Genomic DNA, 20,778 nt, shown 5'->3' on the forward strand with positions numbered 1-20,778 from the left:
AGCCGCTTGCCTCGGCCGCGCCCCAGCATGAGTCATTTCGAGCGGCCATGATCGTGGCCGTGGCTGCCACTCTCGCGTCGGGTTCGGCGGCCGGTCACCAGCTGTGATCTGCGGTACGGTCGGCGTTCCCCCACAATGTCGAACAGGCGGTAAAACGGTCACGATCGGCGACGGTGACGGTCCGCAACACCCCGCGGGCCGGATTTAGCCCAATTCGATCCCTTCTGGATGCGGGATCGGGTAGTCGTGCGGGCGCGGGCCTCGTATCCTGGACAGTGCCACCCCGCCTGGGGTTGGCTGTTGGGTCCAGGACGTTGCGCGGCCCGGCGCCCGCGACAGCTGTGCCGGAGGAGGAAAGATGCCACTCTCCGAGCATGAGCAGCGGCTGCTCGATCAAATCGAGCGCGAGCTCTATGCCGAGGACCCCAAGTTCGCATCCACGGTGCGTGGCACCCGGTTGCGTCGCCCCGCTCGCCGACGGCGTATTCAGGGCATCGCCCTGTTCGTAGTGGGCGTGGCCCTGCTGGTGCTGGGCGTGGTGGTGCCGCAGTTCCGGGTGGCCGACATCCCGCTGATCAGCGTGCTCGGGTTCCTCGTGATGTTCTTCGGAGTCATGATGGCCGTCACATCTATTCGGCACGGCGCCGACGGAGACGGCAGGGGCGGTGGAGCGGGCGCACGCGGTGGTAAGCAACAGGGCCGCCGGAGTTCCTTCACCCAGAGGATGGAGGAGCGCTTCCGCCAGCGCTTCGAGGAACAGTAGCGCCGCAAGACCAGAGATCCGCGTCTCGCCGTTCGGAGGGACGCGGATCTTCTTGTGTGCTCACCAACCCCGCTGCCCCGCGACCACAGGGGTGACAGTGGGTGACCCCCACAAGGGTGAGCCCTCACGCGCCCACCCGACCAGGCATGATCAACTCGCGCAACCAGTCTGACCAGCACCGGATCTCACGTGATCAAAGCCGAAACTCGCGGTCTTCGAGCCGCAACTCGCGTGACCGAAGCCGGGACTCGCGTGCTTCGAGCCGCGACTCGCGTGATCAGCGGGGCATCTCGCGTGACTGGACGGGCATCACGCGTGATTGGGGAGGCATCTCGCGTGATTGGGGAGGCATCACGCGTGACTGGCGGGGCATCATCGTGATGTCTCTCCGATCACGGCCGATGCCCCGCTGATCACGCGAGATTTCCCTCCGGACACACGTGATGCCCGAAAGACCCCGTCAATCGCGGTTGCGGAAGACCGAGCGCGGGAACAGCCGTCCCTTCCACGAGAGCGGCGCGTTCCGGCGCAGGCTTCGCCGCAGTCGCTCGAAGGCCGGCGGGAGCTCCGGCGACGGCGTGTCGTCCTCGCCGTACCAAGATCGCTCCAGCGCCCCGATGACCGTCCTGAGGCCTTCGCGGCCTTCGTCGTCGAGGTGGTGCTTCGCCGCCAGTTTCTGGCCCGCCACGCGTACCGTGTCGCTGCTCGGGATCGGCAGGCCGCGGTCGGCGCATTCCGCGCGCAGCTCCGCCCATGCCGCGTCGGCCGAGCCCGGCTGGTGCTGGACTATGCGCTGCAGACGCCGTCGCCGGACCGCCTCGCGGATCATCGCCGGGCCCGCCACCAGCAGTAACAGCAGCACCACCAGCACGCCCAGCCACCAGGCCACCGTCGCCGCCAGCAGGCCGAGCGCGATGATCCACAACCCGGCCCCCACCAGCGGGAGCCAGCCGAGCAGCGCCTGTGTCCGGGACGGCGCCGTCACCGGTGCCGGGGCCCGGACCAACAGGGTTCCCTCGCTCCGGTCGCCGGGCGCCGGGCCGCCGTCCGGGACAGGGGCAGGCGCCGCAGTACGTCCGCGGTCGAGCAAGCGACGGAGCACTGCCGCGACCAACAGCGCGCCCGCGCCCAGCAAAGCCAGCACCAACGCGAAGTCGAACAACCAGCCGTCGCTGCCCGAAGCGTCCTTCGCTGTCTGGGCCGGCAGGTTCGGCTCGGTGTCGTGGGGGACGCCGGTCGGCGCCGCGCTCGACTGGACCGTGCTCGGCGCCACCTGGGTGTCGTCCGGCTGGTTGCCGTCCTGCGGGCCGGCCTGCAGGTACGACGGGGTGATGCCGCGGCCGTCGGACAGCGGCGTCGGGTCGAACGTCACCCAGCCCTTGTCGCCGAAGTACGCCTCGACCCACGCGTGCGCGTCCTGGGTGCTGATCGACAGGTAGTCGTTGACCGGCACGCCCGGCGTGAAGCCGATCGCCACCCGCGACGGGATGCCCGCCACCCGCAGCATCACGGCCATCGCCGACGCGAACTGCTCGCAGAAACCGCGCTTGCCGTTGAGGATGAAGTCCGCGAGGGCGTCGGCGTCGTTCGCCGGCCCGGTCTTCGTGTCGTAGACGAACCCGTTCTGCGCCGTGAAGTACCGCCAGATCGCCGACGCCCGGTCGAAGTCGTTGGACGCGCCGGCGATCAGCTGCTCGGTCTTCGCGCGGACGCGGTCGTCGACGGCGGCGATCTCGGTGTAGCGCGGCGGCAGGTCGTCGACCCGCGAGGTGACGCGCAGCTCGGCCGCCGTCGGTTCCTTCAGCGACGCGTATTCGGTGTACGACGGCGGAGTCTCGCTGCGCGTCGTGAACACCGTGCCGCTGATCTGGTCGTAGAGGTAGCCGTTGGCCGCGCCGTCGATCACCCGCGGCGCGCCGTACACCGGCAGCCAGTTGTCGCGCCAGCTCGCCGGCTCGACGTCGATCTTGCGCGCGGCGCCGGTGCCGTCGTCGCCCGGGGCGGCGGGCAGCCGCGGCCCGACCGGGGTGCCCTGCTGCGAACGGCCTTCGTCGTGCAGGCCCCAGCCCTTGTTGGGGTAGTAGGTGTCCAGCGTCATCGCGCGCATCAGCCGCCGGTCCGTGCCGAGGCCGCGGACTTTGAACAGCTCGCGGTTGGCGCCCTGGTCGAGCATGCCGCGCAGCTCGGTGAACGGCTGGATGCCGAACCCGCCGGAGCCCGCGCCGGGGCCGTTCCCGTTGCCGCCGAACGGCATCCGCCCGACGGTGCCCACCCAGGTGATCGCTCCGCCCAGCAGCCCGAGCACGATCGCCGCGCAGACGACGGCGACCGGCGCGGACAGCACGCCCGGCTTGCCGCTGCGCCCGGGCGCCTCGCGGGTCCGCCAGCGGCGGTGCCGGTGGTTGCCGTCGACGGCCAGCAGACCGGCGAACGCCGCCCCGCCGAGCAGGAACGTCCACCACGGCAGCATTTCCTCGCTCAGCGCGGCCGGCACGGCGTAGACGCAGAGCAGCACGAGCCCGGTCGCGGCGGGCGCCGCGGCGGCGACGGTCAGCGTGTCGACCAGGACGGCGACGAGGCCGATCAGGATGGTGACCAGGCACAGGATCGGCTGGCTGCCTTCGACGGGCGGCAGCCCGACGCGGATCTGCTCGGCGGCGGCCGACAGCGTGGTCCCGATCTCGGAGAACGCTTCGGGGCCGGGGATCACCTGCAGGATGCCGTGGGTGGTGAACGCCCCGGTGATCAGGAAGAGCAGAACCAGCAGCTGCCCGAGCCCGACGAGGACGGTCGGCACCTGCAGCGAGCGCAATGCGAGGCCGGTGGCCCCGATGAGCAGGACGGCGACGAAGAGATAGCCGAACCAGGCGAGCCCGGCGACGACGCTGGTGACCGAGGTGGCGGCACAGAGGGTGGCGACACCGGCGGCGACCGGGGCCAGGACACTGCTGCGCCAGGCGGAAAGCGGACGTTCCGGCCGCGGCGCGGGCCGGTCGGTCGGACGCGGGGGTGCGGCGGTGCTCATCGCGAGCCCCCGATCAGGACGTCGTGGCTGGAGAGGGCAGCACAGGAAACGGACGCGGCGAAGGTCATCGCGGGCCCCCGATCAGCGTCCCGCGGCGGGCGCCGCTCCGGCACAGCTCGGCCCACACCTGGGGCATCGGCGAGCCCGGGCCGGCGACCACCACGCCCCAGCCCGCCGCGCGCAGCAGCGCCGCCGAGTCCTCCGTCGCCGCCGCTCGCTGCTCCGGTGCGCTCACTCCCGCCGACCACGTCGGCGTGTCCAGCAGGACCGCCAGGCTCCGGATGCCGCGCGGGCGGAACTGGGTCAGCTCGTGCACCGCCTCCGTGCTCACCGTGCCGAGGATCGCGATCAGCTCCTGACCCTCGGCCGGGTCGCCGGCCAGCGTGATGTCGCGCTGGTGGGCCGGCTGCAGGCCCGCCAGTGCGTCGAGGACCACGTGGTCGTAGTGGTCGCCGCCGTCGCCCGGGGTGTCGGCCAGGGTGGCGCCGTGCTCGCTCACCAGGCGGACCCGGTGTCCGGACCGGCGCAGGTGCAGGGCGGCCGACGCCGCGAACGACACCGCCCACTCCATGCTCGCCGCCGGGCCCGCGCCGTGGTGGGCGGCCGCCCGGTGGTCGAGCAGGACCGTCGTGCCGCCGCGCCACGGGCGCTCTTCGACGCGGACCATGATCTCGTCGCGGCGGGCCGTCGAACGCCAGTGCACCTTCCGCAGGTCGTCGCCCTGGCGGTACTGGCGGACGATCACGTCGGCCTCGCCCTGGCCGGCGTGCAGCCGGACCGTGCCGTCGTCGCCGACGCCGATGCCCGCGCCGCTCGGCAGGCCCCACAGCGCCACCACGCGGGGCACCACGACCAGCCGAGAGTGCCCGATCAGCTCGCGCTCGAACTCGCACAGCCCGAACGGGTCGGTGATCGTCGCGCGCAGCGGCCCCACCTGCTGGATCCCGCGCAGCACCGGCTGCAGGGGATAGCGCAGCGCGACCCGGCGGTCGTGCGGGAGCCGCTCGACGACGAAGCGCGGGCGCGTGCCCAGCGCGTACGGCACGCCGTCTTCGAGGAGGATCTCCCCGGCCGGCAGCCGCCCGCTGCGCCACAGCTCCAGCTGCACCTCGCCGTTCCCGCCGACCGCCACCCGCTCGGGGCGCAGCGTGCGGGTGGCGCCGATGCGCAGCCGGGTCGCCGAAATGAACACGGCGACGAGCAGCGGCAGCGCCACCACGAACACCGCCACCCGCAGCAGGTCGCGCTCGTTGAGCACGAACGAGCACACCGCGGCGGCGATCCCCGCGGCCAGGAGGCAGCGGCCGCGGGTGGTCAGGCCGGACAGGGCACGCAGCATGCCGTTCTCTTCCCTTTCGGCGGGATTACGGCCGGGAACCCTGCGGCACCGGCACCCGGTGCAGCACCGCGCGCACGACGTCGGTGGCCGACCGCCGCGCCGCGTGGGCCTCGGTGGTCAGCACCAGGCGGTGCGCCAGGACCGGGACCGCGACCGTGTGCAGGTCGTCCGGCACGACGTAGTCCCGGCCCGACAGCGCGGCCTGGGCACGTGCCGCGCGGACGAGGTGCAGCGTGGCCCGCGGTGACGCGCCGAGCCGGATCTCCGGCACACCCCGGGTGGCCGCGACGACGTCGACGGCGTACCGGCGGACCTCCGGCGCGATGTGCACGCTGCGGACCGTCTCGATCAGCCGGTGCACGGTCTCGCCGTCGGACACCGGCTGCAGGTCCTCGAGGGGGTTGTGGCCGGCGTGCTCGTCGACCATGGCCAGCTCGGCCTGCTGGTCGGGGTAGCCGATGGAGACGCGCGCGGTGAACCGGTCGCGCTGGGCCTCGGGGAGGGCGTAGGTGCCTTCCATTTCGATCGGGTTCTGCGTGGCGATGACCATGAACGGCTGGTCGAGGCGGTAGGTCGTGGTGTCGACGGTGACCTGGTGCTCTTCCATGCACTCCAGCAGCGCCGACTGCGTCTTCGGCGAGGCGCGGTTGATCTCGTCGCCCACCACGATGTTCGCGAACACCGGGCCGGGGCGGAAGTCGAACTCGCCGGACTGGCGGTTGTAGATGGAGACGCCGGTGACGTCGCTCGGCAGCAGGTCGGGCGTGAACTGGATGCGGCTGACGGTGCAGTCGATCGACCGGGCGAGGGCCTTGGCCAGCGACGTCTTCCCGACGCCGGGCACGTCTTCGACCAGCAGGTGGCCTTCGGCGAGCAAGGTGACCAGGGCGATCCGGATGACGTCGGGTTTGCCGACCAGCACCCGCTCCACGTTGGCGGCGATCCGCCGGGCGGTGTCGTGCAGCTCGTCCAGGGGCACTCTGCCGGGGTGGCCGTGGGCCCGGCCGTTGCCCGAGGGCTCCGCCGGATAAGGCGGCCGCCCGGATGCCTGCTCGCCCGATCCGGGCGCGGCAGACTGGATTCTCGACGTCACTCGACCTCCTGGTGGCGCATGGCCGCGCGCACTGTGCGCACCGCCGGGCCCGAACGGCCCCCTCGCTGGTGTCCGCGCGCAGCGACCAGCCTGCCACCCAGTGTGTCAAACCCGGGCGAGCCGGGGGGTGGAACCCCGCGATGACGCTGCGCAAGCAGCGACGATACCCCGATCGGGTGCCCTTTCACCCGATTCTGGGTGCTCCCGCTGACACCCTGCTCTGTCGTATGCTGCGGTTCGAGGTCGCCCGGCTACGGAGAGGCGTAACCGCTTATGAGCGAGGTGCGAACGCAGCCGCCCTTCGACGTGCGCGGCTTCGCGGTCGCGCCCGAGCTGGCCACGGACGCCTACGCGAAACTCGGCGCGCTGCAGGACGTCGTGGGCGAGATGGTCCGCGAAGCCAAGGTGCTCGGCCGGACCGTGCCGCTCGGCGGCGGGTACGCGGGCGAGCTCGGCAAGTTCATGGCCGAGTACGGCATCGGCGGCCCGGGCTCGGCGGTGCAGCAGCTGACGGCGTTCGGCAAGGAACTGGACACGCTCAAGCACCGCATCGGCGAGGCGCTGGCGAAGTACCAGCACTCGGACGAACAGGCGGCCGAAGGCGTGGACTGCACCGGTGGCTGAGCCGGTGCGCGGGGAACCGAGGGTGCGCCGGCGGCGGACGATCCGGCGGCTCGCCCCTGTCCTTCTCCTCCTGCTCGGTGGCTGCGGGCGGCAACCCTCCGCCGAACCGGCGACGGCGGGCCACACGCCGGCGTCCGCGACGGCCGAACGGCCGCCGGTCGCCTGGACCGGGCTCGCCGCGCTCGACCCCTGCACGCTGCTCTCCCCGCAGGACCGGTCGGCCGCCGGCATCGGCGTCCTCGGCAAACCCAAGGACATCGCCGGCGCCCGCGCGTGCGACTGGACCGTGCCCGGCACCTTCGGCGTCACCGTGACCCTCAGCGACACCGACGGCCTGGCCGACCTGCAGGTCGCGAAGAAGACGGCCACGAAGACGAAGGTCGGTGCGCACCAGGCGCTGAAGGTCGCGGACAAGAAGGCCGCCGACGGCACCTGTGCCGTGCTGCTCGGGGTCGGTGACAGCGCCAGCGTGCAGATCGACGTCAGCAACACCGGCTTCTCGGACACCCCGCTCGCGTGCCGGCGCGCGGGCACGGTGGCCGGGCTGGTCGAACCCAAGCTGCCCTGACCAGGAGGTGCGCCGTGCCCGAACCCCCCGTTCCCACCGCGCGGTACGAGGCCTACAGCCACGAGGCGATGGCCGCGGAGGTCGAGCGCGGCAACGATCCGGTCGCCGCGGGCGAGATCGGCGCACGCTGGGACGGGCTCGCGGAACGGCTGCAGGAGTCCACCGCCGACGTCGCCGCGCTGGTCGCCTCGTCGGAGGAGCACTGGCAGGGCGAAGCGGGGGACGCGGCACGCGCCGCGCTCGGCCGGGCCGCGCGGTGGCTTTCGCACTCGGCCGCCGTTTCGGCGTCGGTCGGCCGGTCCGTCGGCGCGCAGGCGGAAGTGGCCGCTCGGGCCCGCGCCGACATGCCGCCGCCGGTGACCTACGACCCGGCGTCGATGATCCGCGACGCCGCGTCCTCCGGGAACGTGCTCGTCCTCGCCGGGCTCGCCGGCGAGATGGCGGCCCGCCGCGCCGAAGCGGAAGCCGCGCGGCAGAAGGCGATCGACGTCCTCCGGACGCGGGACACCGCCCTGCGCGACCACGTGCCGGCCGAGGCGTTCCCCGCCCCGCCGTCGCTGGGGCGGGCTTGATCCGGCTGTCGGCGTCGGCGTTCGACATCCTCTGGACCGACCTCGGCCACGACCGCCCGCCGGAACCGCTGACCGTCCGCAGCGTCGGCGGCACCGACGCGGAACGCGCCGAGGTGCGGAAGGCGGTCTACGACAACCTGGCCGGCCGCGGCCTCCACGACGGGTCCCGGCTGGAGCCGGCCCTGGCCGCGCGCCTGGAGCTGCTGGCGGCGGCGGACGTGTTCGTCGCGTGCGAAGCGCTGGCCGACATGACGGCGCCGACGCCGTTCCGCGCGGTGACGGCGGTCCGCGGCCGCCGCGGCGTGCTGGCGACGCAGCCGGAGCAGACGATCGGCCTGGACTCGATCCGCGAAGCCGAGCTCTGCACCGCGATCGTCGACGTCCTGCCGGAGCTGTCGGCCGGCCCGGGCTACGGCATCAGCCTCCCGGAGTCGACGCTGTCGGGCGTCTCGGACGCCGTTTCGGGCGCGGCGTCGGCGCAGCTCGAGGAGGTACTGGCCATCCAGGCCCGGCCGGTGTACGCGGCGGGGCAGTTCAGCGTCAGCCGCCGCTCGGCGTCGGGGCGGGTGGAGCGGGTCGGCGGGTTGACGTGGTTCGACACCGACGTCGGCGCCTACTGCGCGGCGAAGACCCCGAGCCGCGGCGACCAGGAGTGGGTGACGGTCAGCCCGGTCGACAGCACCCGCCTCGCGGCCCGCGTCGCCGCCCTCCTGAACCCGGACGACTGAGCGTCCCGGGGCATCACGTGTGATTGGAGGGGCATCACGCGTGATTGGAGGGTCATCACGCGTGATTGGAGGGTCATCTCGTGGGTGGGACGGTTGACCACCGCCTGGCGGGTGATGCCCGGCTGAGCACGTGTGTGTCCCCACTGGGCCCCACTGGCGTCCCCACCTTGGCCCACCGCGGTCCCCACCGGGCCCCACTTCGGCAGGGGGAGGGTTCTTTCGCGGCCGTTATGCGGACGCATGGGGAACAGCTGAGGTTGCTCCGGCCCCCGGTGCGGGGGATCTTGGCCACCGTGCCCCACCACGCCCCCCACCGGCACCCACCCGGCTGACCTGCGCAAACGGAACACTCGACGGAGTGGTCCGCGCGTTTGTCGCGTTGACTGTGGTGAAAAGTGGGGTACGGTGGTGCCCAGTGGGGCGGAAGGGAAGCCCCGTGGCCGTCCGGGGTGGTTCGCCACCGTGGACGGTAGGGAGGTGGAGGCCGTGTTCCTCGGCACCCACACCCCGAAGCTGGACGACAAAGGGCGGCTCGCGCTGCCCGCGAAGTTCCGTGACGCCTTGGCGGGTGGGCTGATGGTCACCAAGGGGCAGGATCACTGCCTCTTCGTCTTCCCTCGCGCCGAATTCGAGCAGATGGCGCGCAAGGTCGCCGAGGCCCCGTTCACGAACGAGGCGGTTCGGGCCTACCAGCGCTACCTGTTCGCCGGCACGGACGAGCAACGTCCGGACGGCCAGGGGCGCATCACCATCGCGCCCGAGCTCCGCCGCTACGCGGGGCTCAGCAAGGAGTGCGTGGTGATCGGGGCGATCACCAGGCTGGAGATCTGGGACGCCCAAGCGTGGCAGGCGTACCTGGAGGAACACGAAGACAGCTACGCGAAGGCTCGAGAGGAAGTACTGCCGGGCGTCTTCTAGGCGTGCGGTCGCGGTGCACCTTCGTCGTCGGGGGACGAGAGGTTCGCCGCCCGCGCGAAGAGGGGAAGCCCACCCGGATGCCGTGAGGCCTCTGTCCGCTCAATGGCCCTGGTGCACCTTCCCCGGTACCAGGTCAGCAGCGGGCGGACAGGGACCTGACGGCATCCGCCATATTTCCCCCGGCCGCCCAGGCGAGAAAGGGGGAGGGAACGATGACGGCACCCGAGCACGTCCCGGTGCTGCTCGACCGGATAGTCGAGCTGTTCACTCCCGTGTTCGCCGACCGCGACGGCGTCCTGGTGGACGCGACGGTCGGCCTCGGCGGGCATTCCGACGCCCTCCTCGAAGCGTTCCCGCGGCTGCGCCTCGTCGCGCTGGACCGCGACCCCGCCGCGCTCAAGAAGTCCGGCGAGCGCCTGGCCCGCCACGGCGACCGCGTCGACCTCGTGCACACCGTCTACGACGGGCTCCCGGAAGCCCTCCGCAGCGTGGGCCTCGACAAGGCCGACGGCATCCTGTTCGACCTCGGCGTCTCGTCGATGCAGCTGGACCGCGCCGAACGCGGGTTCGCGTATTCCAAGGATTCGCCGCTGGACATGCGGATGGACCCGACCACCGGGTTCACCGCGGCCGACGTCCTCAACACCTACGCGCCCGGCGAGCTCGTCCGCATCCTGCGGGACTACGGCGAGGAACGCTTCGCGCAGCGGATCGTCAAGGCGGTCGTGGCCGCGCGCGAGAAGGAGCCCTTCACCAACAGCGGGCGCCTGGTCGAGCTGCTCTACGACGCCGTCCCGGCGGCCACCCGGCGGACCGGCGGCCACCCGGCCAAGCGCACCTTCCAGGCGCTGCGGATCGAGGTCAACGGCGAGCTGGAGGTGCTGCGCCGCGCCATGCCCGCGGCGCTGGGCGCGCTGAAGGTGGGCGGCCGGATCGTCGTCGAGTCCTACCAGTCCCTGGAAGACCGGCTGGTCAAGCAGGCGCTGGCCGAACTCGCGAAGTCCCGCACCCCGGAGGGGCTCCCGGTGGAGCTGCCGGGGCACGGACCGGAGCTGAAGCTCCTGACGCGCGGCGCCGAGAAGGCCGGCGAAGAGGAGATCGAACGAAACCCGCGGGCCGCTTCGGTGCGCCTGCGGGCCGCAGAGAGGATCGGAGAGCCGCGATGACCGCTCCCGCGAAGTCCCGCCGCCGGGCCGCGCCGGCGACGCGGGGCCGCAGCGACGCCGCCCGCACCTCGGCCACCGTCGAGCCGGACCCGAAGGCGCCCGAACCGGGCCGCCGCGCGTCGCGGGGCCGCACGTCCGCGGCCGAACGCGCCTACGCACGCCGGGCCCAGCGCGCCGACCTGCTGAAGGAGCGCGAGCCGCGCCCGGCGCCGAAGGCCGCGGCCGTCGCGCCCGCCGCGCCGAAGCCCCAGTTCAGGCTGCGGTTGCTGCTGCCGAAGTCGCGGGCGTCGTTCGTGCTGATGATGATGGCGCTGCTGGCCGCCGGCGTGGCGACCACGCTGTGGCTGACCACGCAGGCGATCGCCGACTCCTACCGGCTCGAGCAGCTGCGCACCACCAACGCCAACCTGGCCGAGCAGAAGGAACAGCTGCAGCGCGACGTCGCGAAGGCCGAGTCGCCCGCTTCGCTGGCTCCCGCGGCTCAGCAGCTGGGCATGGTGCCGGGTGGCGACCCGGCGCGGATCGTCGTCGGCCCGGACGGCAAGACCTCGCTCGTCGGCGACCCCAAGAAGGCCCAGGCGGACACGCCGGTCGTGCCGGCCGCGCCGCCCGCCGCGCCCGCCGTGCCCGCCGCGGGCACGCAGTCCCAGCAGGGTGCGCCGATCGAAGGTGACCAGCCCGCCGTGCCCGCCGAAGAACAGCCCGCGCAGCCGGGAGCCGGCCAGTGATGGCTTCGGGCCGGAGCCAGGTCCGCGCGCGAGCCGCGGGCAGCGCGCGGCGGACGTACGCCGCCGGGACGCGCAGCGCGGCCGCGCGCCGGGCCAACGGCGGGCACCGCAGCCGGTTCTCCGCCGTGCGCCTGCTGCTGGTCGCCGTGCTGCTGGTCGCCGGCGTGAAACTGGTGCAGGTGCAGTGGTTCGACGCCGCCGCGCTGTCGGCCGCGGCCGAGCGGCAGCGCACCCAGACCATCGACATCCCCGCCCAGCGCGGGTCCATTGTGGACCGCAATGGCGCCAAGCTGGCGTTCAGCGTCGAGGTGCGCACGCTTTCGGTGAACCTCAAGGCGCTGCACAAGACCATGGACGAATACGCCGCGAAGAACCCCGGCACCACGAAGACGTTCGACAGCGAAACCGCGGCGGCCGCGAAGTACATCGCGACCAAGGTGCCGAACCAGCTCACCGAGCAGCAGCTGCTCGACCTGTTCCACAAGCAGGCGTCGTTCACCTACCTGGAACACAACGTCGAGCCGTCGGTCGCCGCCGGCATCGTCAAGAACTTCCCGTGGATCGGCGTGGAAAAGCGGGCCCTGCGCGAGTACCCGGGCGGCGGCCTGGCGTCCAACATCGTCGGCGCGGCCAACTGGCGCTCCGACGACCCGGACGTGTCCAAGCACAACCTGCACGGCCTGGTGGGGCTCGAGCTGCTGCGCGACAACGACCTGGCGGGCACGCCGGGCCGGATGCTGGTCAACACGAAGAACGGCAGCGACAACGTCGTCATCCCCGGTACCGAGCGCGACATCCAGGCGGCCGTCCCGGGTTCGGACCTCGAGCTCACGATCGACTCCGACCTGCAGTACGAGGTGCAGCGCCAGCTGGCGGACTACGTCCGGAACTCCCACGCCAAGGGCGGCCAGGCCGTCGTGCTGGACGCCAAGACCGGCGAGGTCTACGCGCTGGCCAACGACACCACGTTCGACCCCAACGACCAGAGCTCCTGGACCCCCGAAGGCCTGAGCAACCCGGCCGTCACCACGCCGTACGAACCCGGGTCGGTCAACAAGCTGGTGACCGCCACCGGGGCGATCGAGTACGGCGTCGCGACGCCGGAGTCGACGGTCGAGGTGCCCGGCGCGCTGCAGGTGGCCGACAAGACGGTGCACGACGCCTGGACGCACGGCACCCAGACGTTCACCACCACGGGCATCTTCGCCAAGTCGTCCAACATCGGCACCCTGCTGCTGGCGCAGAAGATCGGTGAGGAACGCTACGCGAACCTGCTCAAGCTGTTCGGTCTCGGCCAGCGCACCGGCGTCGGCCTCCCCGGTGAGAGCGCGGGCGTGGTACCCGCCCGCAGCCAGTGGTCGGCGACCACGTTCGGCAACCTGCCGATCGGGCAGGGCCTGTCGATGACCGTCCTGCAGATGGCCGGGATGTACCAGACGATCGCCAACGACGGCCTGCGCGTCGAACCCCGGATCGTCAAGGCCAAGGTCAACCCGGACGGCACGATGGTGCCCGAGCCGGCGCCGAAGTCGGTTCAGGTGGTCGACCCCCGGACCGCGAAGACGGTGCGCGACATGATGCGCGCGGTCGCCCAGAACGGGAAGGGCCTGCAGAAGGGCACCGCGCCCACGGCGGCGGTCGAGGGCTACCAGATTTCCGGGAAAACCGGCACCGGCCAGCAGGTCGACCCGCGGACGAGTGCCTACAGCGACCACCTGTACAACATCACCTTCGCCGGCATCCTGCCCGCCGACCACCCGCGGTTCGTGGTGGGCATCCGGCTGGACGCCCCGGACACGACGCTGCCGGTGGGGCACTCCGCCGCGCCGCTGTTCCACACCATCGCGTCGTACCTGACGCAGCGGTACCAGATTCCGTTGTCGGACGGGCCCTCCCCGGAAGTCCCGCTCATCATCACGCCGTAAACCAGGCACTGTCCGTCAAGGCCCCCTCACGCGAGCGAGGGGGCCTTGACGCATGAGCGTCCACATCGGCCTGCCGCGACGCTGAAACCGTTGCGGGGCAACGGGGACCAAGGCGGTGCCTAGCACATGTGCCCGGCCGGCGCGAAATCGCCGTACCGCGTGCGGGTGCCCCGACTGCCCGCCGGTAGCCTCTTGGCCGTGTCCGTGTCCTCGTCCAGTTCCCAGGTGCCGGAAAGCCCGGTGAAAGCGGTCCCCGCGCCGCCCCGCCCGGCGCGCATCGACCCGGTCCCGCTGGCGACGCTGCTCGCCAGGGCGGACGCCCGCCTGATCGCCGGCTCGCCCGACGCGGCCGAGCTCACCGTCACCGGCACCACGCTGCGCGCGCAGCACGTGCTGCCCGGTGACCTCTTCGCCGCCCTCCCCGGGGCCCGCGCCCACGGTGCCGACTTCAGCGACCAGGCCGTCGCCGCCGGGGCCGTCGCGGTGCTCACCGACGCCGCGGGCGCCGAGCGGCCGGCCCTGCGCGACGCCGGCGTGCCGATCCTCGTGCACCCGGACCCGCGCGCCGCCCTGGGCGAGATCGCCGCCTGGATCTACGGCGAGCCGTCGCTGCGGCTGGCGGTCCTCGGCGTCACCGGCACCTCCGGCAAGACCACGACGTCCTACCTGGTCGACGCCGGGCTGAAGGCCGCCGGCCTGACCACCGGCCTGATCGGCACGGTCGAGACCCGGATCGCCGGCGAACGCCTGGTCAGCGGCTTCACCACGCCCGAGGCGCCGGACCTGCAGGCGCTGCTCGCGGTGATGCTCGAGCGCGGCGTCACGCACGTGCCGATGGAGGTCTCCAGCCACGCGCTCGCGCTGGGCCGGGTCAACGGCACCCGGTTCGCGGTCGGCGCGTTCACCAACCTCTCCCAGGACCACCTGGACTTCCACAAGGACATGCAGGAGTACTTCGCCGCGAAGTCGCTGCTGTTCGACGGCCGCTCGACGCACGAGGTCGTCGTGGTCGACAGCGCGTGGGGCCAGGCCCTGCTCACGCCGCAGACGATCACCGTGACCACCGACCCGGGCACCGAGGCCGTGTGGAAGGCCACCGACCTGCAGGCCACGCCGCACGGTGAGCAGACGTTCACCCTGCACGGCCCGGGCGGCGTCAGCGCGGCCGCCCGCATCCCGCTGCCCGGCGAGTTCAACGTCGCCAACGCCGTGCTGGCCGCGGCCATCCTGAGCACCGCCGGGGTCGGCCTGGAGCACATCGTCACCGGGCTGGCCGAGGTGCAGGTGCCGGGCCGGATGGAGCGCGTCTACGTCGGCCAGGAGTTCACCGCCGTCGTCGACTACGCCCACAAGCCGGCCGCGGTCGCCCAGGGCCTGGACGCGCTGCGCGCCCGCACCGAGGGGCGGATCATCACCGTGCTCGGCTGCGGCGGCGACCGGGACACCGCGAAGCGCCCGATGATGGGCGAGGCCGCGGCCCGCCGCAGTGACGTCCTGATCGTCACCGACGACAACCCGCGCTCCGAGGACCCGGCGGCGATCCGCGCCGCCATGCTCGTCGGCGCCCGTGCGGTCGGCCCCGCCGGGGGCGGCGAGATCATCGAGATCGGCGACCGCCGCGAGGCCATCGCGCACGCCGTTTCGCTCGCCGGGCCGGGCGACATCGTCTTCCTCGCCGGCAAGGGGCACGAGTCCGGCCAGGAGGCCGGCGGCGTCGTGCACCCGTTCTCCGACCGCGACGAGCTGGCCGCGGCCATCCGCAACAAACTCGAGGTGAGTGTGTGATCGTGCTCAGCCTGGCCGAGATCGCCGACGTCGTCGGCGGCCGGCTGCACCGCGCCGACCCGGGCGCGCAGGTGACCGGCACCGTGGAGTTCGACACCCGGAAGCTCACGCCCGGCGGCCTGTTCGTCGCGCTGCCGGGGGAGCAGGTCGACGGCCACGACTTCGCCGCGCAGGCGGTCGAGGCCGGCGCCGTGGCCGTGCTGGCCGCCCGCGAGGTCGACGCGCCCGCGATCGTCGTCCCGCCGCTCGCCGCGGGCGAGGCCCACGAGCGGTCGGTCGCGCTGACCGGCGACAAGGACGGCTCCGGCGCCGCGGTGCTGGCCGCGCTGGCCAAGCTCGCCCGGTTCGTGGTGCAGCGCCTGGCCGAAGGCAACCTGACGGTCGTGGGTGTCACCGGCTCGTCCGGCAAGACGTCGACGAAGGACCTGATCGCGCAGCTGCTGGAGCCGCTCGGCCCGACGGTGGCGCCCCCGGGGTCGTTCAACAACGAGCTCGGCCACCCCTGGACGGCGTTGCGCGCCGACGCGGAGACGAAGCACCTGGTGCTGGAGCTGTCAGCGCGCGGGCCCGGCCACATCGCCCACCTCGCCGAGATCGCCCCGCCGCGGATCGGCGCGGTGCTCAACGTCGGCAGCGCGCACGTCGGCGAGTTCGGCTCCCGCGAAGGCATCGCGAAGACCAAGGGCGAGCTGGTCGAGGCCCTGCCCGAGCACGGCGTCGCGGTCCTCAACGCCGACGACCCGCTGGTCAGCGCCATGGCGAGCCGGACGAAGGCCCGGGTCGTGTTCTTCGGCCAGAGCCCGTCGGCGCAGGTCAGGGCGACCGGCATCACCCTCGACGACCAGGCGCGCCCGGCCTTCCGGCTGGTCACCCCGGCCGGGGAAGCGGACGTGCGGCTGCCGCTGCACGGCGAGCACCACGTGAGCAACGCGCTCGCGGCCGCCGCGATCGCCCTGGAGCTGGGCTCCTCCCCGGCCGAGGTCGCCGAGCGGCTCTCGGCCGTGCAGCGGCGCTCGGCGCGCCGGATGGAGGTCGTCACGCGGCCCGACGGCGTCACGATCCTCAACGACTCCTTCAACGCCAACCCCGAGTCGATGCGGGCGGGCCTCAAGGCCCTCGCGGCGATGACGCGGGACAGCGGCCGCCGGTCCTGGGCCGTCCTCGGCGTGATGGGCGAGCTCGGCGCGGACTCGGTCAACGCCCACGACGAGATCGGCCGGCTCGTCGTCCGGCTCAACATCGCCAAGCTCGTCGTGATCGGGCCCGAGGCGGCGGCCATGCACCAGGGCGCGTTCCAGGAAGGCTCCTGGGGCGAGGAGTCGGCTCTGGTACCCGACGTCGAGGCCGCGATCGCCCTGCTGCATGATCAGCTCCGCCCCGGGGACGTGGTGCTGGTCAAGGCCTCCAAGGCCGCCGGCCTCTGGCGGGTCGCCGAGGCCCTGCTCGAACCCCGGGAAACCGACAACTCCGAGAATCGCTCGAACGGTGGTGACGCGTGATCAGCATCCTGATCGCGGCCGGGGCGGGCCTGCTGATCTCCATCCTGCTCACGCCCTACCTGATCCGGGTGTTCTCCCGGCAGGGCTTCGGCCAGGAGATCCGCGAGGAAGGCCCCCAGGGACACAAGTCCAAGCGCGGTACCCCGACCATGGGCGGTGTCGGGATCATCATCGCGATGGTCGTCGGGTACTTCGCCGCGCACCTGATCAACTGGATGTTCAACTCCCGCAGCGGCGCGCCGACGGCGTCGGGGCTGCTCGTCCTGATGCTCGCGGTGGGCTTGGGGATCGTCGGGTTCCTCGACGACTTCATCAAGATCCGCAAGCAGCGCAACCTGGGGCTGAACAAGACCGCGAAACTGGTCGGTCAGCTCGTGGTCACCATCGCGTTCGCCGTGCTGGTGCTGAACTTCCCGAACGAGCACGGCATCACCCCGGCGTCGGAGAGCCTCTCCTACGTCCGCGACCTCGCGCTGATCACCTTCCCGTCGGTGATCTTCGTGATCTTCTGCTACATCGTCATCTCCGGCTGGTCGAACGCGGTGAACTTCACCGACGGTCTCGACGGCCTGGCCGGCGGCGCGGCGGCGATGGTGCTGGCCACCTACGTGGTGATCTCGTTCTGGCAGGAGCGGCTGTCCTGCGCCAACGGCCCGGCGCCCGCCTGCTACGACGTCCGCGACCCGCTGGACCTGGCCGTGGTCGCCGCCGCGGCGACCGGCGCCTGCGTCGGGTTCCTCTGGTGGAACGCGGCCCCGGCGAAGATCTTCATGGGCGACACCGGCTCGCTGGCCCTCGGCGGCCTGGTCGCCGGGCTGTCCATGACGACCCGCACCGAGCTGCTCGCCATCGTCATCGGCGGCCTGTTCATGGTCGAGATGATCTCGGTGGTCGCGCAGATCGCGGTGTTCCGGACCACCCGGCGAAGGCTGTTCCGGATGGCGCCGTTCCACCACCACTTCGAGCTCGCCGGCTGGGCCGAAACCACGGTGATCATCCGGTTCTGGCTGCTCTCGGCGATCTGCTGCATGTTCGGGCTGGGCCTGTTCTACAGCGAGCAGCTGGGCCTCGGCGGCTGACATGCGAGACATCGCCGGGTCTCATGTTCTCGTCGCCGGGGCCGGGGTCACCGGCAAGTCGGTGGTGCCGGTGCTGGTCGAGCTGGGCGCTCAGGTCACCGTCACCGACGGCAACGCCGAGCGCCTGGCCGAGCTCGAGGGCCTGGGTGCCGAGCTGGTGCCGGGCCTGACCGAGCCACCTGAGGGAACGGCACTCGTCGTCACCAGCCCGGGCTGGCGGCCGACGTCGCCGCTGCTCGTGGCCGCCGCCGAGGCGGGCGTCGAGGTGATCGGCGACGTCGAGCTGGCCTGGCGCGTCGGGCAGCTGCGGGAGCACCCGCCGTCGTGGCTGGTCGTCACCGGGACCAACGGCAAGACGACCACCGCGGGCATGCTCGAATCGATCCTCCGGGCGGCCGGCTCCAACGCCGTGGCCTGCGGGAACATCGGGTATGCGGCGCTCGACGCGGTCCGTGCGGGCTACGACGTGCTGGCCGTGGAGCTGTCGAGCTTCCAGCTGCACTGGTCCTCGACGCTGGCCCCGGACGCGGCCGTGGTGCTGAACCTGGCCGAGGACCACATCGACTGGCACGGCTCGATGGACGAGTACGCGGCCGCGAAGGGGCGCGTGTACGCCCGCGCCAAGGTGGCCGTGCACAACGCCGACGACGACTGGTCCACCCGGATCGCCGCCGGGCACGCGCCCGAGGGCGCCCGCCGCGTCGGCTTCCAGCTCGACACCCCGCGGGCCGGCGAACTGGGCGTGGTCGAGGATCTGCTGGTCGACCGGGCCTTCGTCGCCGACCCGGAGAACAGCGCCGAGGCGCTGGCCACGCTGCCGGACGTCCGCCCGGCGGGCCCGCACAACGTCGCCAACGCCCTCGCCGCGGCCGCACTGGCCCGCGCCCACGGCGTCACGCCGGAGGCGGTGGGGAAGGGGCTGCGCGAGTACCAGCCGGTCCCGCACCGCGCCGCGGAGGTCGCCGAGGTGGCCGGGGTGCGGTACATCAACGACTCGAAGGCGACCAACCCGCACGCGGCCGCCGGGTCCCTGCGCGCGCACGAAAGCATCGTGTGGATCGCCGGGGGCCAGCTCAAGGGCGCCTCGGTCGACGAACTCGTGAGCAGCATCGCCGGCCGCCTGCGCGGAGTCGTGCTCCTCGGCGTCGATTCACCCGTGATCGCCGCCGCGGTTGCGCGACACGCGCCGGATGTCCCGGTGAACAGCCTCCGTCCGGGTGACGATGAACCCATGACTGCGGCGGTGAGTGCGGCCAGCGCGATGGCCCGGCCCGGTGACGTGGTGCTGCTGGCACCCGCCGCGGCGTCGTTGGACATGTTCCCGAACTACGGCGCCCGCGGCGACGCGTTCGCCGCGGCGGTGCATGTCCTCCGCGACGACGCGGCGGGGGAGCCGAGTGACGACAGCTGAACGCAAGCCCGAAGCACCGCCGAAGCGGCCGCGCCGCGAGCGCAAGGAGAGCGGCTTCGTCGCCGTCCGGACCGCGCTGACCGCGTGGCTCTCGCGGCCGCTCGCGTCGTTCCACCTCGTGCTCGCCCTCACCGGCGTGCTCACCGTCATCGGCATCGTCATGGTGCTGTCGGCGTCGTCGGTCGCGTCCTACAACCCGAAGACCGGCAGCGGGGTGTACTCGCTGTTCGTCAAGCACCTCGTGTTCGTCGCCCTCGGCTCGGTCGTCTTCTGGCTGGGCCTGCGGGTCAAGCTGGAGCGGATCCGGCGGATGTCGGCCACCGCGACGGTGATCTGCCTCGGCCTGCTGGTGCTCGTGCTCACCCCGCTCGGCTCGACGGTCAACGGCTCGCAGGGCTGGTTCAAGCTCGGCGAATTCACCTTCCAGCCGGTCGAGGCCGCGAAGGTCGCGCTGGCCTTCTGGGGCGCCCACATCCTGGTGATCAAGTACAACGTGATCCACCAGTGGCGGCACCTGCTGGTGCCCGTCGTGCCGATCGCGCTGCTCATGTTCGCCCTGGTCATGCTGCAGCCCGACCTCGGCGGCACGGTCACCCTCGCCGTCGTGCTGCTCGCGCTGCTGTGGTTCGCCGGCGCCCCGAAACGGCTGTTCGGCGTCATCCTCGCCGGCGGCCTGGCCGGTGTGCTCGTGCTGGCCCTCATCGCGCCCTACCGGCTCGCCCGGGTCATGTCCTTCCTCTCGCCGGACGCCGACGTCAGCGCCGAGGGCTTCCAGGCCAACCAGGCCAAGCTCGCCCTGGCCGACGGCGGGTTCCTCGGCAAGGGCCTCGGCCAGGGCACGTCCAACTGGGGCTACCTGCCGAACGTGCAGAACGACTTCATCTTCGCCCTGATCGGCGAGGAGCTCGGGCTGATCGGCTGCGTCGTCGTGCTCGTCCTCTTCGGCGGGGTCGCCGTCGTGGGCCTGCGGATCGCCACCCGCAACATCGACCCGTGGATCCGGATCGTCTCCGGCACGCTGACGGTGTTCCTGGTGGCGCAGGCCGGCATCAACATCGGCTACGTCGTCGGCCTGCTGCCGGTCACCGGCGTCACGCTGCCGCTCATCTCCTACGGCGGCACCTCGCTGGTGATCACCATGCTCATCATGGGCGTGCTCGCGAACGCCGCCCGGCACGAACCGGAGGCGGTGGCCGCGCTGCGCACACAGGGGCCGGGTAAATTCGGACGCCTGCTGCGGCTGCCCGCGCCCGACCCGTACCGCCCGCCCGCCACGCGCAAGGGGGCGGGACGCGCCGCGGCGAAGGCGGCCAGGCCGGCGCCCCGTGCGGCCCGGCCCGCCCCGGCACAGGAACGACGGAGGTCGGTCCGCGAACCGGGGCGGCGCAGCGCGGCACGGACGAGCACGGCCACGTCTCGCGGCGCGGCCGCGCGGACAACAGCGAGCCGTGGTACCCGGAGTACCGCGAACCGGAGAGGTCATAGGTGAGTAAGCCCGTCAAGGGAACCGAGCGAGAAGCCGCTGGTACCGATCCGGCCGAAAGTAGGCGGACAC

At 72.5% G+C, this 20,778-nt stretch carries 17 protein-coding genes; 14 read left to right on the plus strand and 3 right to left on the minus strand.

All coding sequences use genetic code 11. The features are described from left to right. The first annotated feature begins 358 nt into the window (after positions 1-358). On the plus strand, positions 359-763 hold the full coding sequence (locus AB0M93_RS12655) for a DUF3040 domain-containing protein (protein WP_364271913.1): 405 nt from the start codon (positions 359-361) through the stop codon (positions 761-763). 460 nt (positions 764-1,223) lie between these two features. Here the strand turns inward: AB0M93_RS12655 and AB0M93_RS12660 are convergent, their stop codons facing one another. The 3 genes from AB0M93_RS12660 to AB0M93_RS12670 form a co-directional block, all read right to left on the minus strand. Next, the gene (locus tag AB0M93_RS12660; protein WP_364271916.1) at positions 1,224-3,788 is read right to left on the minus strand and encodes a DUF3488 and transglutaminase-like domain-containing protein; all 2,565 of its coding nucleotides are present in this window, start codon (positions 3,786-3,788) and stop codon (positions 1,224-1,226) included. Positions 3,789-3,852: 64 nt separating this feature from the next. Further along, positions 3,853-5,127, minus strand: coding sequence for a DUF58 domain-containing protein (locus tag AB0M93_RS12665; RefSeq protein WP_364271919.1), 1,275 nt, complete (start codon positions 5,125-5,127; stop codon positions 3,853-3,855). Positions 5,128-5,152: 25 nt separating this feature from the next. Then, positions 5,153-6,220, minus strand: coding sequence for a MoxR family ATPase (locus tag AB0M93_RS12670; protein WP_364271922.1), 1,068 nt, complete (start codon positions 6,218-6,220; stop codon positions 5,153-5,155). A gap of 273 nt (positions 6,221-6,493) precedes the next feature. Between AB0M93_RS12670 and AB0M93_RS12675 the strand changes: the two genes are divergently transcribed. The 13 genes from AB0M93_RS12675 to ftsW all read left to right on the plus strand — a co-directional run bounded on the left by AB0M93_RS12675 (position 6,494) and on the right by ftsW (position 20,712). After that, a complete protein-coding gene (locus AB0M93_RS12675; RefSeq protein WP_364271925.1) occupies positions 6,494-6,844 on the plus strand; it encodes a hypothetical protein in 351 nt (116 codons plus the stop codon). Beyond that, positions 6,837-7,412: a DUF3558 domain-containing protein gene (locus AB0M93_RS12680; protein ID WP_364271928.1), complete on the plus strand. Its 576-nt coding sequence runs from the start codon at positions 6,837-6,839 to the stop codon at positions 7,410-7,412. The genes AB0M93_RS12675 and AB0M93_RS12680 overlap by 8 nt, the downstream gene beginning before the upstream one ends. 14 nt (positions 7,413-7,426) lie before the next feature. Then, positions 7,427-7,984 (plus strand): PPE domain-containing protein, encoded by a 558-nt coding sequence (locus AB0M93_RS12685; RefSeq protein ID WP_364271931.1) that lies wholly within the window; start codon positions 7,427-7,429, stop codon positions 7,982-7,984. Continuing rightward, positions 7,981-8,712, plus strand: a complete 732-nt coding sequence (locus tag AB0M93_RS12690; RefSeq protein WP_364271934.1) for an ESX secretion-associated protein EspG — start codon at positions 7,981-7,983, stop codon at positions 8,710-8,712. Before AB0M93_RS12685 ends, AB0M93_RS12690 begins: the two co-directional genes overlap by 4 nt. A 486-nt stretch (positions 8,713-9,198) precedes the next feature. After that, positions 9,199-9,630 carry a division/cell wall cluster transcriptional repressor MraZ gene (gene mraZ, locus AB0M93_RS12695; RefSeq protein WP_004561064.1) on the plus strand — a complete coding sequence of 144 codons (432 nt, stop codon included), beginning with the start codon at positions 9,199-9,201 and terminating at the stop codon, positions 9,628-9,630. 212 nt (positions 9,631-9,842) lie between these two features. After that, on the plus strand, positions 9,843-10,796 hold the full coding sequence (gene rsmH, locus AB0M93_RS12700; RefSeq protein WP_364271937.1) for a 16S rRNA (cytosine(1402)-N(4))-methyltransferase RsmH: 954 nt from the start codon (positions 9,843-9,845) through the stop codon (positions 10,794-10,796). Next, positions 10,793-11,524, plus strand: coding sequence for a hypothetical protein (locus tag AB0M93_RS12705; RefSeq protein ID WP_364271940.1), 732 nt, complete (start codon positions 10,793-10,795; stop codon positions 11,522-11,524). The genes rsmH and AB0M93_RS12705 overlap by 4 nt, the downstream gene beginning before the upstream one ends. After that, the gene (locus AB0M93_RS12710; protein WP_364271943.1) at positions 11,524-13,449 is read left to right on the plus strand and encodes a penicillin-binding protein 2; all 1,926 of its coding nucleotides are present in this window, start codon (positions 11,524-11,526) and stop codon (positions 13,447-13,449) included. Before AB0M93_RS12705 ends, AB0M93_RS12710 begins: the two co-directional genes overlap by 1 nt. A gap of 240 nt (positions 13,450-13,689) precedes the next feature. After that, entirely contained in the window at positions 13,690-15,234 is a 1,545-nt protein-coding gene (locus tag AB0M93_RS12715) for a UDP-N-acetylmuramoyl-L-alanyl-D-glutamate--2,6-diaminopimelate ligase (RefSeq protein WP_364272864.1), read from the plus strand. Then, entirely contained in the window at positions 15,231-16,733 is a 1,503-nt protein-coding gene (murF, locus tag AB0M93_RS12720; protein ID WP_364271946.1) for a UDP-N-acetylmuramoyl-tripeptide--D-alanyl-D-alanine ligase, read from the plus strand. The genes AB0M93_RS12715 and murF overlap by 4 nt, the downstream gene beginning before the upstream one ends. Then, positions 16,730-17,812, plus strand: coding sequence for a phospho-N-acetylmuramoyl-pentapeptide-transferase (mraY, locus tag AB0M93_RS12725; protein WP_364271949.1), 1,083 nt, complete (start codon positions 16,730-16,732; stop codon positions 17,810-17,812). Before murF ends, mraY begins: the two co-directional genes overlap by 4 nt. 1 nt (position 17,813) lies before the next feature. After that, on the plus strand, positions 17,814-19,223 hold the full coding sequence (gene murD, locus AB0M93_RS12730; protein ID WP_364271952.1) for a UDP-N-acetylmuramoyl-L-alanine--D-glutamate ligase: 1,410 nt from the start codon (positions 17,814-17,816) through the stop codon (positions 19,221-19,223). Further along, positions 19,210-20,712, plus strand: coding sequence for a putative lipid II flippase FtsW (ftsW, locus tag AB0M93_RS12735; protein WP_364271955.1), 1,503 nt, complete (start codon positions 19,210-19,212; stop codon positions 20,710-20,712). Before murD ends, ftsW begins: the two co-directional genes overlap by 14 nt. Positions 20,713-20,778 lie beyond the last annotated feature (66 nt).

The organism is Amycolatopsis sp. NPDC051102, assembly GCF_040682815.1.
GTDB lineage: Bacteria > Actinomycetota > Actinomycetes > Mycobacteriales > Pseudonocardiaceae > Amycolatopsis.

Excerpts from the sequence above, each read along its gene's own strand:
- AB0M93_RS12655 (WP_364271913.1), top strand. The coding sequence starts at position 359 with ATGCCACTCTCCGAGCATGAGCAGCGGCTGCTCGATCAAATCGAGCGC.
- AB0M93_RS12660 (WP_364271916.1), bottom strand. The coding sequence starts at position 3,788 with ATGAGCACCGCCGCACCCCCGCGTCCGACCGACCGGCCCGCGCCGCGG.
- AB0M93_RS12665 (WP_364271919.1), bottom strand. The coding sequence starts at position 5,127 with ATGCTGCGTGCCCTGTCCGGCCTGACCACCCGCGGCCGCTGCCTCCTG.
- AB0M93_RS12675 (WP_364271925.1), top strand. The coding sequence starts at position 6,494 with ATGAGCGAGGTGCGAACGCAGCCGCCCTTCGACGTGCGCGGCTTCGCG.
- rsmH (WP_364271937.1), top strand. The coding sequence starts at position 9,843 with ATGACGGCACCCGAGCACGTCCCGGTGCTGCTCGACCGGATAGTCGAG.
- AB0M93_RS12705 (WP_364271940.1), top strand. The coding sequence starts at position 10,793 with ATGACCGCTCCCGCGAAGTCCCGCCGCCGGGCCGCGCCGGCGACGCGG.
- AB0M93_RS12710 (WP_364271943.1), top strand. The coding sequence starts at position 11,524 with ATGGCTTCGGGCCGGAGCCAGGTCCGCGCGCGAGCCGCGGGCAGCGCG.
- murD (WP_364271952.1), top strand. The coding sequence starts at position 17,814 with ATGCGAGACATCGCCGGGTCTCATGTTCTCGTCGCCGGGGCCGGGGTC.